General features: G+C 56.1%; 10 protein-coding genes, 1 pseudogene and 2 riboswitches. Of the genes and pseudogenes, 6 read left to right on the forward strand and 5 right to left on the reverse strand.

The window, feature by feature from the left end; translation table 11 throughout:
* The first annotated feature begins 5 nt into the window (after positions 1-5).
* Positions 6-1,394, forward strand: coding sequence for an aminotransferase (locus ACVW16_RS24475; protein ID WP_456701624.1), 1,389 nt, complete (start codon positions 6-8; stop codon positions 1,392-1,394).
* 266 nt (positions 1,395-1,660) lie between these two features.
* Here ACVW16_RS24475 and ACVW16_RS24480 read toward each other — a convergent pair whose 3' ends face one another.
* The 3 genes from ACVW16_RS24480 to ACVW16_RS24490 all read right to left on the reverse strand — a co-directional run bounded on the left by ACVW16_RS24480 (position 1,661) and on the right by ACVW16_RS24490 (position 6,582).
* The gene (locus tag ACVW16_RS24480) at positions 1,661-3,340 is read right to left on the reverse strand and encodes an MFS transporter (protein ID WP_456701625.1); all 1,680 of its coding nucleotides are present in this window, start codon (positions 3,338-3,340) and stop codon (positions 1,661-1,663) included.
* A 797-nt stretch (positions 3,341-4,137) separates the two neighbouring features.
* Entirely contained in the window at positions 4,138-4,614 is a 477-nt protein-coding gene (locus tag ACVW16_RS24485; RefSeq protein WP_283046457.1) for an Lrp/AsnC family transcriptional regulator, read from the reverse strand.
* Between the two features lie 720 nt (positions 4,615-5,334).
* Positions 5,335-6,582 (reverse strand): D-amino acid dehydrogenase, encoded by a 1,248-nt coding sequence (locus ACVW16_RS24490; RefSeq protein ID WP_456701626.1) that lies wholly within the window; start codon positions 6,580-6,582, stop codon positions 5,335-5,337.
* 63 nt (positions 6,583-6,645) lie between these two features.
* A riboswitch (glycine riboswitch) is annotated at positions 6,646-6,733 on the reverse strand.
* Between the two features lie 3 nt (positions 6,734-6,736).
* Positions 6,737-6,836: riboswitch (glycine riboswitch) on the reverse strand.
* Between the two features lie 753 nt (positions 6,837-7,589).
* Between ACVW16_RS24490 and ACVW16_RS24495 the strand changes: the two genes are divergently transcribed.
* From ACVW16_RS24495 to ACVW16_RS24505, 3 genes are all read left to right on the forward strand, one after another.
* Complete coding sequence (locus tag ACVW16_RS24495) at positions 7,590-8,528, forward strand: D-aminoacyl-tRNA deacylase (protein ID WP_456701627.1); 939 nt, start codon at positions 7,590-7,592, stop codon at positions 8,526-8,528.
* 85 nt (positions 8,529-8,613) lie between these two features.
* Positions 8,614-9,837 carry a M24 family metallopeptidase gene (locus ACVW16_RS24500; RefSeq protein WP_456701628.1) on the forward strand — a complete coding sequence of 408 codons (1,224 nt, stop codon included), beginning with the start codon at positions 8,614-8,616 and terminating at the stop codon, positions 9,835-9,837.
* Positions 9,838-10,229: 392 nt separating this feature from the next.
* Complete coding sequence (locus ACVW16_RS24505) at positions 10,230-11,399, forward strand: M20 aminoacylase family protein (RefSeq protein ID WP_456701629.1); 1,170 nt, start codon at positions 10,230-10,232, stop codon at positions 11,397-11,399.
* Between the two features lie 254 nt (positions 11,400-11,653).
* Here ACVW16_RS24505 and ACVW16_RS24510 read toward each other — a convergent pair whose 3' ends face one another.
* Positions 11,654-12,865, reverse strand: a complete 1,212-nt coding sequence (locus ACVW16_RS24510; RefSeq protein ID WP_456701630.1) for a glycine C-acetyltransferase — start codon at positions 12,863-12,865, stop codon at positions 11,654-11,656.
* Positions 12,866-12,878: 13 nt separating this feature from the next.
* A pseudogene (locus tag ACVW16_RS24515) lies at positions 12,879-13,836 on the reverse strand (aminotransferase class IV).
* Positions 13,837-14,931: 1,095 nt separating this feature from the next.
* Here ACVW16_RS24515 and ACVW16_RS24520 point away from each other — a divergent pair.
* Both ACVW16_RS24520 and ACVW16_RS24525 read left to right on the forward strand, forming a co-directional pair.
* Positions 14,932-16,128, forward strand: a complete 1,197-nt coding sequence (locus ACVW16_RS24520) for an acyl-CoA dehydrogenase family protein (protein ID WP_456701632.1) — start codon at positions 14,932-14,934, stop codon at positions 16,126-16,128.
* Between the two features lie 45 nt (positions 16,129-16,173).
* Entirely contained in the window at positions 16,174-17,319 is a 1,146-nt protein-coding gene (locus tag ACVW16_RS24525; RefSeq protein ID WP_456802623.1) for an acyl-CoA dehydrogenase family protein, read from the forward strand.
* The last annotated feature ends 33 nt before the right edge of the window (positions 17,320-17,352 follow it).

Below are 17,352 nucleotides of genomic sequence, written 5' to 3' on the forward strand. Positions count from 1 at the left end.
GTGACATGATTGACATCAAGACCATTGCTGAAAGGGATCGCTCAAATGTTTTGCATCCTTTCACCCAGCTCAAGGACTTCGCCACCGGTAAAATTGGTGACCCGACAATCGTCACTGGCGGAAAGGGGATTCATATCAAAGACGCAAAGGGGCGCAGTTATATCGACGGCTTTGCTGGCCTCTACTGTGTAAACATTGGCTACGGTCGCACCGAAGTGGCCGAAGCCATTGCACGTCAAGCCTACAGCTTAGCATACTACCACACTTATGCAGCGCACACGACCGAAGAGCTGGCCACGCTGTCGGACCGACTCGTGCGCACGGCTCCAGGCAAGGCAAGCAAAGTGTTCTACGGGCTCTCTGGATCGGATGCCAACGAGACACAAGCAAAGCTCGTCTGGTACTACAACAATCTGCGCGGCCAGCCAAAGAAGAAGAAGATCATTTCGCGCGAGCGCGGGTATCATGGTTGCTCGGTATTCTCCGGTTCAATGACCGGCATGTCATTCTATCACGATTACATGGACCTGCCTTTCGCAGGCGTTCTCCATACAGGCACGCCACATCACTATTGGGGCGCCGAACCGGGTGAGACGGAAGAAGACTTTTCTCGCCGGCGAGCGGCCGAGCTCGAGCAGTTAATCGTGCGCGAAGGGCCAGAAACGGTTGGTGCTTTCATTGCCGAGCCGGTGCTCGGGACCGGTGGCATCACGCCGCCGCCCGCGGGTTACTGGCGTGAAATCCAGGCGGTGCTGAGGCGGTACGAGGTCCTTTTGATTGCCGATGAGGTCATCTGTGGATTTGGTCGAACTGGCGCGGACTTCGGGAGCACCCTGTACGGGATCGAACCAGATCTTGTCACAGTCGCAAAAGGGCTGACATCCGGGTACATGCCACTCTCGGGAGCTATCGTCGGCGAGAGAGTTTACAACGTTATGGAGGAAGCCGCCGATCGCGTCGGAGCGTTCTCCCATGGCTATACTTACTCCGGACACCCCATCGCAGCAGCGGCCGCCAATGCCGTGCTCGACATCGTCGAGAAGGAGCGACTAAGCGATCGCGCCCGAACTGTCGGCGCTCACTTTCAAAAGCGGCTCAAGGAGCGGTTTGCGCAGCTGGAAATCGTCGGGGAGGTTCGAGGCGTTGGCCTTCTAGGCGCAATCGAGTATGTCGCGGATCGGCAGACAAAACAGAGGTTTGATCCGGCGCTGAAAGTTGGTGCCCGCATCTCAAAGGCGGCTCGCGATCGGGGGCTTATTGCACGAGCGATGCCGCATGGAGACATTCTTGGCTTCGCGCCGCCTCTCGTGGTTTCCGAGGCTGAGATCGACGAAATCGTTGAGCTTGCCTATCAAGCAACCAGACAGGTGATGGACGAGCTGGCAAATAAGTAGACAGTTCGTGAGCGCGGATGGCTTTTATGCTGGGTCAACGATCCGGGATCGACAACGGTCTCCCTCGATGAAGGGAACCCAAGCCTGGGGACTTCAAGGGATGTCTCAGACTCGCTGTGCTGTTCCTTACCGCAAGATCAACAGATCAAGCCCAATCGATCTGCTGAGCCTCTCACTAGGAACGAGCATTCTCGCTTGGAGCAGTGCTGGCACTTCTCATTTGGCTGTTCGAGGAATGATCGCCTCAAATTGGCAGAGGCTATGTTTTACGTTCGATTCCGGTTATAGTCACCGAGAAAGGACTCGTTGGCGGTACGGTCGGATACATCGTCCTTCCACCGAACGGAGCCAAATGGGCGCTCTAGCATACGCCGGATACGCGCGGGTTCTGGACCCACGTGAAAGGACGCAGCTTGTCGATCTAGCGCGCGTTCTGAATGCGTCGAGCGATTGCGTTGACGCAGATAATCAAGCCACGTGGGGCAATGGTAGCGTTCTGTCCACAGTTCAGGATCAGCGATATCGCGAGCGATCGACCAGCCATACGCGCCATTCCGCTTTCGGAACAGCTGCACATCTTGCATGACGTTATGAAAGGCCCGCGCATTCTCTTGTGCCACGCGGTATTCGATTTCAATCACAACGGGTCCGCTGCGATGGGTGAGCGTTAGCCGAACCTCAGGATGCGCAAGCGCTTCAGCATCCTCGCTTCGCGGGTTTATGCGAGGCATACGGAGCCAAAGCCCCAATAGTGGAGAAATTAACATCAGCACTGCTGATATCAAAAGCGCTGTGTCGACACCTGCGGCATCGGTCAAATGACCCCAGCCCCAGCTACCGACAGCAATGCCTCCTGAGCTTGCTGCTTGGTAGGCTGCAAGCGAGCGTCCTGCGACCCAGCGCGGGGCCGACAGCTGCACGCCAATGTTGAAGAGGGCCCAGGAGATCATCCACACGGCACCGGCAAGGACAAGAGCGGCCGATGTGAGAACCAGCTCGTGGCTCAACGCCACGGCGAGAAGCGCCCCACTCATGGACAGTGCGCAGGCGCGAATTGCGGCTTCACCGCTCAAGCGCTTTCGTACTTCAGGTACATATAGCGCTCCAATTACCGCGCCAAGTCCGAACGCGCTGAGAGCTATCCCATAGATCCGTGCACCACCTCCAAGGAGATCACGGGCGACCAGCGGCATTAGCGCGATGATGGCGCCTCCGATCACGCCGGTGATCATGGAACGAATCAGCACGATTTTGATCGGGGGCGAGTTAGCGATGTAGCGGAGCCCCGAAACGATGGCGCGGTTTAGTTTTTCTGGCGGAAGATATGACGGTTCGGAAATTCGCTTCCACAAGAACAGCGCAAGAAGTAAGGGTAGATATAGCAATGCATTTAGGGCAAACGAAGCGACTGCGCCGGCTGCCGCTACCACTATCCCGCCGATCGCCGGTCCCACGCTGCGCGCGATGTTATAGCTAATGCTGTTCAGCGCGACCGCAGCTGGGAGTGCTTCCGCCGGCACTTGCTCGCTAACTGAGGATTGCCAGGCAGGATCCATCAGAGCCACGCCGCTGCCGATTACAAAACACAGGATTAGCAACGAGTCTGGCGTGACCATCCCTAGCCAGGTAAGTGCCGTCAGCGCGGTCGCACCAGCTAGCGACATGCTGAGCGCGAAAAGCATCACGATCCGCCGGTCATACATATCCGCAATTGCGCCTGCGGGCATCGAAATCAGCATGACCGGTAGCAAAAATGCTGTCTGCACAAGCGCAACTTTGTCCGCCGACGTTGTCATCTGCGTCATCGCCCACGCTGCGCCGACGCTCCGGATCAGCGCGCCCAGGTTCGTAAGGAGGCTCGCAAGCCAGATACGCCGAAAGGTGAGGTGGCGGAAGGGCGCTGTGATACCTTCAGTGCTAATTGGTCGAGGCTTGAGAGGAGTCATCTAGCTTGCTGCCCTACCCCGGATGGTGCGACGAATGAGGACAAAGAGGGGCTGATGGCAAACGGGAAGTCCGCCGTCATTCGACTTGCGCTGCTTAGATGCAAGAGAGACCTCAAAATAGTCAGGTTCGCGCCAAGGGTTCCGCCTCGCACGATCCCGACCTGACGAGTAAACTTTGCTCTTGCCCTGCAAGTGCGCGCTTTCTCGACACGGCTCATTCCGTAGTCACTCCCTGCAAGATGCCACCAGCAAAGGCCAGATGCCACTCAACTGACCCAGAGGCCTTATCCTTTCGCCGCTTGTATTGATTCAAAAAGTTGATTTCCTCGTGACAGGTGCCGCCGAGCGAGCCGCGGCGGCCTTGCCCAACTGAAAGCCGATCTTCTCAGATCTGTCCAATGGCCAGAAGCGACGTGAACGCATATAGGTGAGGCCATACTCTGAAGCGCTCTGAATATTTAAATCGCGCGTAGCCGCTTAGAGCACAAAATCGAAGGAAACTTGCAGCGTTTTACTCGCACTGCGCGACGAAAAAGGGCGCTAGCGATGCGTACTGGCCAAGCCGACATCTCTCGTTGGTGAGCGTTTGCAAGTTCATCGGACTGAGTCATCCAGCTCGCTCGCGCCACGAAGCGCCCACAATGAGCGGTTGGTGTTGGTAGCCTGGAGGTGACGCCACTCAGTTCAAAGTTATGCGCGCCAATGCGCGAAGACCTGCGCTCGTTTCATAATGGGTACCGCGACGCCTTGCACGGCTTGGTGATGGAGCAGGTAGGCGGGGTCCATTGGTGAGACACTCAATCCTCAGACGGTGCCTCAATTGGAATAGCAAATCCGGCTTTTACCCGGTCCATGACCACCATGGTCTTGAAGCCCTTGATATCGGGGTTCTCACGGAAAAATCGCCGCGTGAACTGCTCATAATCGTCCATGGTGCGTGCGGTTATGTATAGGACAAAGTCAGCATCGCCTGTGACGTAAAACCCATTGACGACTTCAGCGGATGATTTGATCGCCTTTTTGAACCTGTCGATTATGTCCGAGCGTTCCCGCTCCAATGTCACCAGCACGAGCATCTGAATAGGTCTTCCGACCGCCTTGGCCGAAACGATCGAAACGTCCGCCTCGATAATGCCGTCCGACCGAAGCCTCTTTAGCCTGCGTTGACAGGCGGTAGCGGAAAGCCCGGCCAGTTCGCCAATCGTCTCGGATGTGAGACGGTTATTTTTTTGCACGATCTCCAGGATGTGAGCGTCGATTCGGTCGTACCTCATAACAGGCTCCAGGCTAAAGAGGAAATTCTGCAAGAGATCGTGTGTTTCCGCAGAAAAAAATCTCAGATCCGTCAAATGTCGTCGAAAAACACTCTTTGTGACATCAGTATCGTCGATCTAACGGCAATTACAAGAAATATGCTGCAGGGCTTGCAAAATGCCCTTCGAAAGGGCCTTCGTCCCGTAATGCAAACTTCTCTAAGAAGAGCGTCAGCTGAGCGCACAGCAGTTGGTGTCGCTCCGCAGCAGTTGGGGCTTCGACGAGGACTTGAGCTTGGGGATGCATCGATGCATCTCGGCGTCTCGGGAGGAGGTGTCGTTGGATCGGGTTGGTTTTACGCTCGGGTGAGCTGCGCGGAACGGCTTTGGTACCCTGAATTCGCTCCGCACAAAGCTGCGTCCCGTCCTTAAATGCCACGGCACTTCGCGGTGTGTACTGCGTGCGCCCTGCTAAGAAACGACGTCTTTCATGCGGCCCCATCTGGTCGGCGTCAATTCGGGAGCGGTCGCAACAACTGCGTCATAGGAAGGCTTTCGGAAGCAACGTGCCAAGTGGTCACAGGGCTTACCTAGACAATAAATTGCGGGAACCGAGTTGCCCGGCACTGAGGGGCGCATCACCTTTCGAAGGCGACTGCAAATTCGCTTCGGCTCTGTCACAACCGACGTGCTCCCGCCCCGATATCGGCGGGAGTATGGACTAGGATCCACTGAACAGGATCAGGGCAGCGATGCGCTCAGCCGAGTGTTGCTGCGGTCTGTCATAATGACATCAGCGATCATTTCAGCTGTAACAGCGGATAATGTCCAGCCGAGATGGCCATGGCCAGTATTGTAGAAAACATTCGGGCGTTTGCCTCGGCCAACCCTCGGCATCATGCTAGGTGTCATAGGACGCAAGCCCGCCCATGGCACCACCTGCGCGGTGGACACATCCGGAAACGATCGCTCTACCCATCCTATCAGGGGCTTAATTCGATCCCAGCGGATATCGCGGTTTTCGCCATTAAACTCGGCGGTCCCCGCGACCCGGAAGCGATCTTCTCCTAACCGGCTGGTCACGATCTTGGTGGCCTCGTCCAGCAGGCTGACACGAGGCGCGGCCTTTTGGCTCGTCTCGTCTCCCAGCTCTACCGTGATCGAGTACCCCTTCACGGGATAAATGTTGATGTTGTCCCCCAGCATTGAAGCAATGCGGCGGCTGCCGACCCCTGCGCAAACCACTACGCGTTCGGCATTGAGTTCTTCCTTCGACGAACCTGGTTTCCAGTGTACGACCACACCGTCTCGGTCGGACCGCATGCCGCAGATCTCCGCATCAAAGACGAAGCGTACGCCCCCTCGCTCGCAAGCCGCAGCGAGGCCGCGCGTAAACTTGTGAATGTCGCCGGTTGAGTCAGACGGGGTAAAGAAGCCGCCATAATACTGATCGCGCAGAGCTGGCTCTATTGCAAGCATTTCAGAGGGCGTCACGGGACGGCGATCCAATCCGCCCTTGAGCAGCAACTGATTCACGCGAGAGGCCGCATCGAACTCGAGCTTGCTCGAATAAACGTGCAAAATTCCTCGCCGCTCCAAGTCGAAATCGATGCTCTCCCGATCGGCTAGCTCAAAAAGATGCTCGCGAGCGGCTATCGCTAGCTTCGTCGTTTCGATCGTATTTTGGCGATAGTTTCGAATCTGGCTTACGAACTCTGCCAGCCAAGTATATTTGTGAAAACTGGGCCTTGGGTTCAGCAACAATGGTGCGTCTTTGCGCAGCATCCACCTCAAGCCTCTTACGATCGTTGCGACGTTATTCCAGACCTCGGCATTGCTTGCCGATAATTGGCCCCCGTTCGCAAACGAAGTGTCCATCGCCGGATAGCGCTGGCGATCCAAGACTGTAACCGAATAGCCGCGGCGGGCCAGGGCATAGGCAGTTGTAACTCCGGTGATACCGGATCCAATAATGACGACCGTGCTCATCGTGTGCTCCAGGACAGGGTTGAACGAACGGTGAAATGGCTTTCGCCCTCCCTCCGTCCCCAAATCTGTCCGTGCACCTGAGAGCTTTATCCGCAATCCACGTGGATCGCGGTCCCCTTCGGTGGGTGCTGACTGGCACCTCTCTCCAGATCGTCCTCGGTGTGCGGTCCTGGGCCTGAGAGTTTCCTTGGGGGGTTGCTCCGTCGGCGGTGATAGGCCTTTGCAGGCTTATCGCGCTCTCCCGCACACCATCATCAGACATGATAACACTCTCAGACGTACTCACGACCTGTCAAGCCGCGATGAGTCGTCGGACCAAAAAATCGGCGGCGTAAGCGACGGCTTGATGTTTTGCCCTAGCTCCCCCACCCAGATTAGCAGGTGGTTTCTTGCCGAGTACTATGCTGATCTCGCTTTTGATCATTGCATTGCTCGATGCCCAGTGGTTTCCGGCGAGCTATCCCCGGCTAGCGCAGAAATTCTGCGAGATCATCTAAAGAACGCACAATGTTGGCGCGGCGACGCTCTAATAAGTATGCGGTGGGTGTATGAACCTAGAAAGCTGTCGCTGGCATGCATCTCTTTCGAAGTCGAGCCAAAATGGAGGCTTGCACGCCTGACGCGGTTGCCCTGCTCGATGAGCGGCTCTTCAAACCGCTTGCGTCGACGTCTCTGGCCCATGACGGCAAGATTCGCCCGTGTTCGTCGCGCGGGCAGGTTAAGTTCGCTGCTGGTCCGGCGATCCGCTGCCGCCACTATCAATCCGCGCGAGTCCAGGTCGCTGCTTCACCAGGCAGGCCAGCGGACAAGGGGACTCAGAGCGCGAGCAGCGCCGTTGTGGCTCTGTCCCAGTTGATCGCCTCCCGCGCGCCCGCTCTCGCCGTGCAAGCTCGGATTTTGGTTCAAAGAGCATGGTGGTTTCCGAGAAGTCCGAAAAGACGACCGCGCCAAGTTGAAGATAGACCTCTCACGCTCTCGATCTGCTTTGAACTCGGCGGAGGACCTCGATGAGGCACGCCGTCTTTGTCTTCTGCGTCAATCAAGAAAAGGACCCGGTCGCTGGGCACGTTCTCGACGCTCTCAAAACCGCATGCGCTCCTGTTACAACGAGTTTCGAACTCGATGGGCACTCGGTGCTCGAAGTTGCTGGCTTGCATGACGCCAGGATTTCGATCGTGGCCACGAACGAGGTCGTAAGTAACGACTATGCGCGCTACGCGCCAATGTTTAATGATCGCTTCGGTGATGCCAACGTTATTGGCATCGTGAACTGGCACGAGGGCGCTAATGCGCCAAACGCGATCTTCTCGGTTCAAACGACGGGCGATCTGGGCACCGGGACCTTCAGCGCGGTCGATCCCCGGATTACCCGGGGGCTTCTTCTAGCGATCGAAGCCGAGCGGCTCACTTCCGGTCTTGACTCTTATCGCACTTACCTGGAAGCGACTCATTGGTCCGGCGTCAAGGCTGGTGATGCTGGTACCCGTCTCGCTGACCTGCGACCTTCGGCTGTCGATGTCGAGATCGGAAGCTCACCCGAAGATTGGGGAAATCCTATTGCAGCTCGAGTGCTGGCGCGATCGCTACTGGGAATTTTCGATCGTATTGAGGAACCGGTGCACTCCGTGCTCTGCATCGGAGGTGTTCACTTCGAGCCAAGCTTCACGAACGCGGTATTGCAGTCGCGCGATCGCCTCCCGATCGCGGCTAGTCACGTGCTACCAAACCATTGGCTCGTGTCGGATGGCTATGACCAGGAAAGTCGTTTGATCGACCTGCGAGCTTGCGTGCACTCGATTGTCGGCGGGATCCAAAGCATCGTGTACCACGATAAGCTGAAAGCGCCTTACAAAGGTGTTGCTCGCCTGCTCGCGGAAGAGCTCGGTGTTCCCATGCTTTCGCATAAAAAATTACGCGCGGCTTTCCCGAAGGATATTGTCGAATGAGCGCGCGAAGGTGGCCATCTGCTGTCGGATCGGCATCTAAATTGTCGGTCGTCCTGCGATTGACGTGTTTCTCTGGAGAAGAGCGATGAACGGTATGGGGATTGGTTCGATAAGGACCATTCAGTATGATCCGTTTCCCCGGATCGAATACGAGGACCGCGTCGAGCGCGCGCGGCGTCTGATGAAAGAGCATGCCATTGACGCGCTTTTGGCGACGTCCGAACACAATTTGCGATATTTCACTGGCGAGCCTAGCACGACCCCGTACCAGACGACCCGGCCACGATTTCTTCTCATTCGTTCGTCGGGTGACCCCGTTGCCGTCGTTCCGGAGGGAATGGACCAGTTTTATAGAGACACGACGTGGGTAAAAAACTGCCGAAGCTGGCCGAGTCCAAATCCGAAAAATGAGGGTGTGTCCGCACTTGCCGAAGCGTTGCGCGAGTTACTGCCAGAGGACGCCAGAATCGGCGTAGAGCTTGGTGCGGAGAGTAGGCTTGGCTTCCCCGCAGGTGATTTCTTGCGTGTTGCGGATGCGATCAAGCCTCGAAGGTTCGTCGACGCATCGGATCCGATTTTCACGCCACTGCGAATGATCAAGTCTCCGCTAGAGATTGGCAGAATTCGAACTGTATGTAGGCTTGTTTCGGAAGCATTCGAAAATTTAGCATCTAAACTGCGTCTGGGTATGACGGAACGCGAGGCCTGTCGCCAGTTCGAATTCGAATGTTTCAGTCGCGGTGTCGAGAAGACAAGCAAAATAGTGGGTGTTTCTGGGCGCGGGGGATATACGCGTCCTTACGGTGTTCCGACCGACAAAATTCTGTCGGACGGAGACGTGCTGTTTATTGATGCCGGCTGCCTGTTCGACTTTTATTGGAGCGATTTCGATCGACACTTTGCTTTCGGTGCACCTGATCCGCACACCCAGGATGCTTATCAGGTCGTTTGGGATGCCACTGAAGCGGGAATTGCCGCCGCTAGACCTGGCATTCCGATCTGTGATGTCTGGGGCGCAATGTCGGCCGTACTAAATGGCTCAAACAATCGCGGTAAAGCTACCAACATCGGCCGAATGGGACACTCCATGGGCTTATGGATGCCAGAGCTACCGTCTGTCCAACCGGATGACAAGACAATACTAAAGCCAGGCATGATCATTAACATTGAACCGAGCACCTCATATCCCTCATATTTCGACGGATCACCTAAGCTGATGCTGCATGAAGAGGTGGTCGTCGTGACCGAAACTGGCTCGCAGTTGCTCACTTCTCGTGCTTCGCGAAAAATGCCAGTGGTGGCCATATAACAAATAAGAAGACGGAACGTAGCAGAAAGGAAGGGCATGCCGAGCTCTCGCCGTAAGCCTGAAGCGGCCATGATGTCTCATTGGCGTTTTAAGCGTGCGTCTCAATGGCCGCACGAAAGTGTGCGATATCAGCGAGCCGGCCTAAGAGACTGTGGCAAATTGGAGTTCACGAGTAGAGTGCAGAAGCCGACACGGTCTGCGCCAAATAGTTGCGGCGCTCCTGCCATGACGTCTCTACATTTTGCTTATGGCTTACTCCATTGCGAAAAGGTCAGAATGCGAGCGACAGCAGCAAAAAGTGCGTGGGGCCGCTTCACGCGTGCGCACCGAGAGCCCGCCGCACGCTCAGGCGGTGCTGTATCCTTTAATGGATTCGGATTTTAAGGTCTGGCATGCATAGTGTTGATCAGTTTCGTGATTTGCAGGATGAGGTAACCGCTTGGCGCCGATATCTCCACGAAAATCCCGAGCTCGACTTTCAGGTACACAATACGGCGCGGTTTGTCGCCGAGAAGCTCGCCTCGTTCGGTATCAATCACATCGAAACGGGAATAGCTGAAACCGGCATCGTTGCATTGATTCAAGGGAAGGGTGGAGATGGTCCCACCATCGGGCTGAGGGCCGACATGGATGCGCTGCCCATCCTCGAGGCCTCAAACAAGCCGTGGTCCTCGAAAGTGCCCGGTAAAATGCACGCTTGCGGGCATGATGGTCATACGGCCATGTTGCTGGGCGCTGCGAAATATCTCGCCAAGACACGCAATTTCAAAGGCTGCGTCGCCTTGATTTTTCAGCCGGCAGAAGAAGTGGAGCTTCCCTCCGGCGGCCTGAAAATGGTCCGGGAAGGAATCATGGACCGTTTCAGCATCTCGAAAGTCTTTGGGATGCACAACGCGCCGGGCACCGAGATCGGCAAGTTCAGCATTTGCGATGGACCGATCATGGCCTCACAAGACGATTTCGACATTGTCGTGAAGGGGCGGGGCGGCCATGCGGCCAAGCCGCATGAGACCATCGATCCAGTCGTAATTGCTGCACAGATCATCGTCGGCGCGCAAACTCTGGTGTCGCGCACCACGAATCCGATCAACTCGCTTGTCATTTCAGTGACTAAGTTGAACGCCGCCAACGCCTACAACGTCATTGCCGATGAAGTCGAAATGGCCGGCACTGTTAGAACTCATGTTCCGGAGCTGCGAGACTTTGCCGAACGCCAGATCATGGCGGCAGCCCAGGGTATCGCGCGCGGATTCGGAGCGGATATCGAGTTTAAATACCGTCGATCAGTCCCGGTGACCTTCAACCACACCGAAGAGACTAATCTGGCGATCAGGGCGGCACGCAGCCTGGTCGGAGCCGCTTCTGTGCACGAGAATATCAAACCAGGTATGGGGGCCGAGGACTTTGCCTACATGCTGGAGGCCCGGCCGGGCGCAATGATATTCATCGGAAACGGGCCGACTGCCGGTGTGCACAACCCGGCATATGATTTCAACGATGAAGCGTTACCTTATGGCATAGGCTATTGGGTGAATTTGGTCGAGACATTGCTGTCTATCTGAATCACCCGGTCTGTCTCGATTGATCTCGTCAACCAAAGGCTCGGCGAGCGGCAAAACTACAGCAGATAAAATGCGGCTAGCTTAGATTAGTGAACCAACTGCGCTTTAATTACAGAGTGCAATCACGTGGCTCGCTCGATTTTACCCGTAGCTGACTTTACGGCCCTGCTTCGATGTATTTGGGCCATGCCGGAGAGGCGGTTTGCGTCCCCCGACGTGAATTGATTTCTTGGGGTTGCCTGATGTTGGAGAGCTTAGAGCTCGTGTGTGATAGTTGGCTTATTAAGGTCCGACCTTGCCGATCGGAATACTGCAATTACTCTTTCGATGTCGCCCGCACTGTGGGCGGCACTTACCTGCATGCGGATCCGCGCAGCGCCTTCCGGGACAACAGGATACGAGAACGGAACGACGAGAATGCCATGCGTACGCAAGAACTCAGCAATCTGGACCGCCACTGCCGCGTCCCCGGTCATCACGGGCACAATTGGGTGCTCGTTGCCCAAAACTTGAAATCCCAGACCGATCAACCCTTGTCGTAGCTGACCAGTGCGAGCAGAGAGATTTTGCCTGAGATCGTCTGCGCTTTCTGCCAAGTCGATTGCGGCCAATGAACCCTCGCAGATTGCAGGCATCAGTGAGTTTGAAAAGAGGTATGGGCGCGCACGCTGTCGCAACCAAGAAATGATCTCGCTACGGCCCGAGACGTACCCTCCAGATGCTCCGCCAAGCGCTTTGCCGAGCGTGCCGGTAAGAATGTCAATCTGATCTTCGAGCCCGTACAGCGCTGGCGTTCCACGCCCTTCTGGGCCGATAAACCCCACAGCATGAGAGTCGTCGACCATGACCAGGGCGCCGTAGCGTTTTGCTAGCTCGCAGATGCCTGGAAGATTCGCGGCAGCGCCATCCATGGAAAATACGCCATCGGTCACAACGAGCACTGTTCGGCAGTGACTTGCCTCGCGTAGAGCGTGCTCTAGTTCATTCATATCATTGTTGGCATAGCGAAGTCGCTTCGCTTTGCAGAGCCGAATTCCATCTATGATGCTTGCATGATTCAGGCTATCGCTGATTACCGCATCGTCAGTGTCGAGTATGGCCTCAAACAGACCGGTGTTCGCATCGAAGCACGAACCGAATAGGATCGTGTCTTCAGTGCGAAGATAGCTGGAAATCCTGCATTCAAGCGCTCGATGAACCGAGTGCGTTCCACAAATGAACCGCACGGACGACATTCCAAAGCCATGCCGTTCGAGACCCGCATGCGCGGCGCACACCAGTGCTGGGTGACTGGCTAGACCAAGATAGTTGTTCGCGCACATGTTCAGGAGCTGGCGCTCGCCAAGTGCGCGCAGGTGTATATGCGTCGACTGAGGCGAGGCGATCTCTCGCTCGACTTTCAGGAGGTTTCGCGATGATAGCTCATCGAGATTGTCGCGTAGTCGCTGACCAAAGAGCGAGCGCATGGTTCATTTCCGATCAAGGATAAATGATAGCAGTCGACCATGCGGGATCCGCGTGCTTTTGCCAATAGAGATCCATAAGCCGGCGGGTGATAGATCCGACCTGCCCCTTGGAAATCTTAGTGTCGTCGATGCGGGTCACGGGCATGATACCGCCGGCTGTGGAGGTAATGAACACCTCATCAGCCTCTTTGATAGCGTCACGGCTGATTTCGCAAGCGGTGGCGCGGAGCCCAATTTCCGTGCAAAGATCGAGGACCGTTCGACGCGTGATACCGGGCAGTACGCCAAAAGCGGGTGTCCTCAACGATCCATCGTTTACCAGGAACACATTGAAGCCTGGTCCTTCCGCAATATGCCCGTTCGCATCTAAGATCAGCGCCGTTTCGGCGCCCTTGTCGTAGGCGTCGAAAAGACCCTGCACGAGATCCAAGCCAATGGTAGTTCTTGATCGTGGGATCGACTGAACTTGGCGGGATGCGGACGGTCTCGCTGATCGCGACGTGCAAGCCTCTTTCCAATTGCTGCTTGTTGGCAACGGAGCCATAAGGCACAGCAAACGCGATGAAACGGTTCTCTGCTTGGCGAGGATCACGGCTGAATGTCGGAGATGAACCCCGCGTGCAGATCATCTCAACGTAAGCCGATTTATGGCCGGACAAGGCTACACAATGCACGAGGATAGATGCAATTTTTTCGCGACCGAAAGGCAGCTTCATGCGAAGACGTTCAACCCCTGCCAGAAATCGGTCAAGGTGCAGATCCAATCGGAAAAACCGTCCGTTCCAGACGTGTACTGTGTCGTAGGTTGCGTCCGAATGCAGCAGACCCCAATCGAGCACCGAGATCTTGGCCTCGGACATCGGCAAGTATTGCCCATCCATAAAAGCGACTCCATGGGGGTAGCGCCGATGGTCGATGTGATGCTGATCGATTGCTGAAATCACGGGTGAGAGCTCTGTCATCGGACTCATTGGCAATAGCAGGGGGTGGGACGACGAACGAATTCTTGCTTCGGGGAAACGAAGATCTCGGCCATGGTGCTCCATCAGGCTGAGGATCGGAACGATGGACCTAGTCACGTTGAATGCTAGCAGCCTTGCGAGCCGTATTCCCTCGATGTGGTGCCTCGTCTGGCCTAAATTATGCGTCTGGACGGAATACGTGGAGCTTTCGTACAATAAGAACGTGGCTAGGGCGCCGAGCTCTTCCGGTTTCGGCTCTTGGGTCCTGAGCATAGAAGTAAAGTCGCGGCTCCAAATCTTTTGATACCAGGCAATTTCGCACGTCAGTGTCGGGTGCATTTGAGCTGACCGCAGGCACTCTGACGTCGGATCTTTCGATGATACAGTGACGCTGCACTGCTTCGAGCGTCGTCTTCGATATGCTCCGTATTCGATCAGGAAGTGACCTCGTGGACCGCATGAGTTAGGCCGCGCGAAACACGTCGCATAGAGCCAGCTATCCTCTCCGACTCAGAATGATTGCGAGGACATGCTTGTATTTTCCTTGCGCAGAGCTGGTCCGCGCTCCGGATTCGGCACCGCGTTGCCTTGCGCGCTCGTGCGCTCATCGGCCACCTTGAGCTGAACGACAGCCGAGTTGTGAAACCAACATGCAATAGAGCTGGAACGAAGATGAGAGGCTTTGGCGGCTTCTTCGATCGCCGTCAGATGGGAAGAAGTAATACTTCAACGGACAACTAGGAGGCGCAGGATTTCTGCTTATCAGTCGCCATATTCTTTAATTTCTGCATGACGGACGGATACTATTTATTCAATCGTATCGTCGGCGTGGCGTTGCGGTGAAATTGTTCAAATGTGTCGATTGCCTGCGCAGTCATAGGCGCTGTCCTCGCGGTCGAGCGAGGGTCGCACATGATGCAGTCCGGCCCGGTCGGCGGTTGAGGCCCGCGCGGCGAGCGTTCTGATGAAAGTCACGATGGGCGTAGTGCTGAAGGTGATCTCGATGCATCTTCTCCAATCGAGGCTCGGCTTCCTCAAGATTTCGAAGTGCTCCGCAATCACCACTGTGGCAGTCTGAATTAGAATTTAGATACGGGAAGAGCAATGGATCTTGAATTCACAGAAGTAGAACGGCGCTTTCGCGAAGAAGTGCGGCACGTCTTGCGTGAAAACATGTTGCCGGAGATACCGCGAAAATTGTCCGAAGGCCGTCAGCTCTCGAAAGAGGAGAAAGCTGCGGGAGCGCGTATCCTCAATCGCGGGGGCGTCCCGACTTGGCCTAAGGAGCATGGCGGAGCGGGGTGGACTCCGCTGCAACAGTACATTTTTGCGGAAGAGGTGAGGGCGCTTCCCGCGCGGTTCAAGTTCGGATACGGCGAGTCTCTGGTGGGCCCGGTCATCTATACCTTCGGGAACGAGGCGCAGAAGAAACACTACCTGCCGCGTATCGCTAATGCAGAGGACTGGTGGTGCCAAGGTTTCTCTGAGCCGGGCGCGGGGTCCGATCTCGCTTCACTCAGGACCAGAGCGGTACGTGATGGCGGGCACTATGTCGTCAATGGCCAGAAGATCTGGACCACCTGGGCGCAATACGCTGATTGGATCTTTTGCTTGGTCAGGACGAATCCGGATGTGAAAAGACAGCAGGGGATCTCTTTTCTTTTGATCGACATGAAGACGCCAGGCGTCAGTGTGCGTCCGATACAGTTAATCGACGGCGGTCACGAAGTAAACGAGGTCTTCTTCGATAACGTCCGTGTTCCGGCCGAGAATCTCGTCGGCGAGGAGAACAAGGGGTGGGACTATGCCAAATTTCTACTCGGCAATGAACGCTTCGCAGACGCCGGAGTAGCCATTTCCGAGGAGCGTATCCGGCACGCCAAGAGACTTGCCGCGCAGTGTTGCCTCGGCGATGAGCGACTAGTCGACCAAGCCGCGTTCCGCGAGAGGGTCGCCGCAGTCGAGGTCCAACTGAAGGCCTTCGAACTGACGCAGCTTCGCGTCGTCACTAATGCATCAAAGCAGCAGAAGAGCTCGCACGACCCTGCAAGCTCCATCCTTAAGCTCAGAGGCTCGGAAATTGAGCAGATGACAGCCGAACTGCTAATGGATGTAGCCGGCCCTTACGCGCTTCCCTATTTCTCGGAAGAGGAATTCGAGAGCGGCAGTGAGCCATCAATCGGCATTGATTGGGTCACGAGGGCCGCGCCTACATATTTCGGAAGCCGAGCCGCCTCGATCTATTCGGGCTCCAACGAGATCCAGAAGAACATTATTGCAAAGGCGATCCTCGGCCTCTGAGGTTCAATGGCCGCTGGCGCGACCCAGGTTCAGGAGAATATTACGTTGGACTTTGATCTTTCCGAGGAGCAGCGGCTTCTCAAAGAAAGCGTCGAGCGGCTGCTGTTCGACAGCTACAGCTTCGACGACCGCCGCAGGTATCAGGCGGAGGAGCGGGGATATAGTGAAGCGATGTGGTCACGCTATGCCGAACTCGGTCTTCTCGCGTTGCCCTTTGCTCCAGAATATGGCGGCTTCGGCGGCAGTGCGATCGATACCATGATCATCTTGGAGGCCTTCGGCGAGGCGCTGATCCTCGAACCCTATTTCGCGACCATCGTCCTTGCCGGCGGTATCCTCAGGCACGGGGCGAGCGAGGCGCAGAAGACAAAGATTATCCCCGCGATCGCGGAGGGCCGGATGAAATTGGCTTTCGCCTATGCTGAGCCGCAGTCGCGCTTTGACCTTTTCGACATTAAGACGCAGGCTAAGAACAATGGCGATGGATGGATCCTGAATGGCGCGAAGGGCCTTGTTCTCCACGGCGACTCGGTCGACGAGTATATCATATCGGCACGAACAGCCGGAGAGACGCGGGACAAGGATGGGATCGGCTTGTTCCTGGTCGATGCCCATGCGTCAGGTCTTACATGCCGCGGCTATCCGACCCAAGACGGCCTGCGTGCGGCCGAGATCACGCTCGAGAACGTGCACGTCGAAGCCGCCAATGTCATTGGTGACCCGGCAGGAGCGTTCCCAGTTATTTCGCGAGTGGCTGACGAGGCGATTGCAGCAATTTGCGCAGAAGCCGTCGGCTGCTTTGCCAAAATGAACGCCATTACTCTCGAATATCTCAAGACGCGCGAGCAATTTGGCAGGAAAATTGGCGACTTTCAGGTCTTGCAGCATCGGGCAGTCGACATGCTCGTCGAACTAGAGCAATCCCGGTCGATGGCCATGTATGCCGCAATGATGATAGGCGAAGCCAAGACGACCGAGCGCGAGCGCGCAGTTTCGGCGGCAAAGGCCCAGATTAGTCGCGCGGCGAAGGCGATCGGGCACCAGTCGATCCAACTCCACGGTGGCATCGGAATGACGATGGAGTACAGCGTCGGTCACTACTTCAAACATGTCACCATGCTAGGTGCCTCGTTTGGCGATACAGACTTTCATCTAAGGCGACTTAGCGGCTCTCGGAGGACTCCTCAGTGAAGCGATGAATTGAAGGGCAAAATTGAGGCGCTG

The sequence above is a fragment of the Bradyrhizobium sp. USDA 4474 genome, from assembly GCF_054057515.1.

Excerpts from the sequence above, each read along its gene's own strand:
- ACVW16_RS24475 (WP_456701624.1), top strand. The coding sequence starts at position 6 with ATGATTGACATCAAGACCATTGCTGAAAGGGATCGCTCAAATGTTTTG.
- ACVW16_RS24480 (WP_456701625.1), bottom strand. The coding sequence starts at position 3,340 with ATGACTCCTCTCAAGCCTCGACCAATTAGCACTGAAGGTATCACAGCG.
- ACVW16_RS24485 (WP_283046457.1), bottom strand. The coding sequence starts at position 4,614 with ATGAGGTACGACCGAATCGACGCTCACATCCTGGAGATCGTGCAAAAA.
- ACVW16_RS24490 (WP_456701626.1), bottom strand. The coding sequence starts at position 6,582 with ATGAGCACGGTCGTCATTATTGGATCCGGTATCACCGGAGTTACAACT.
- ACVW16_RS24495 (WP_456701627.1), top strand. The coding sequence starts at position 7,590 with ATGAGGCACGCCGTCTTTGTCTTCTGCGTCAATCAAGAAAAGGACCCG.
- ACVW16_RS24500 (WP_456701628.1), top strand. The coding sequence starts at position 8,614 with ATGAACGGTATGGGGATTGGTTCGATAAGGACCATTCAGTATGATCCG.
- ACVW16_RS24505 (WP_456701629.1), top strand. The coding sequence starts at position 10,230 with ATGCATAGTGTTGATCAGTTTCGTGATTTGCAGGATGAGGTAACCGCT.
- ACVW16_RS24510 (WP_456701630.1), bottom strand. The coding sequence starts at position 12,865 with ATGCGCTCGCTCTTTGGTCAGCGACTACGCGACAATCTCGATGAGCTA.
- ACVW16_RS24520 (WP_456701632.1), top strand. The coding sequence starts at position 14,932 with ATGGATCTTGAATTCACAGAAGTAGAACGGCGCTTTCGCGAAGAAGTG.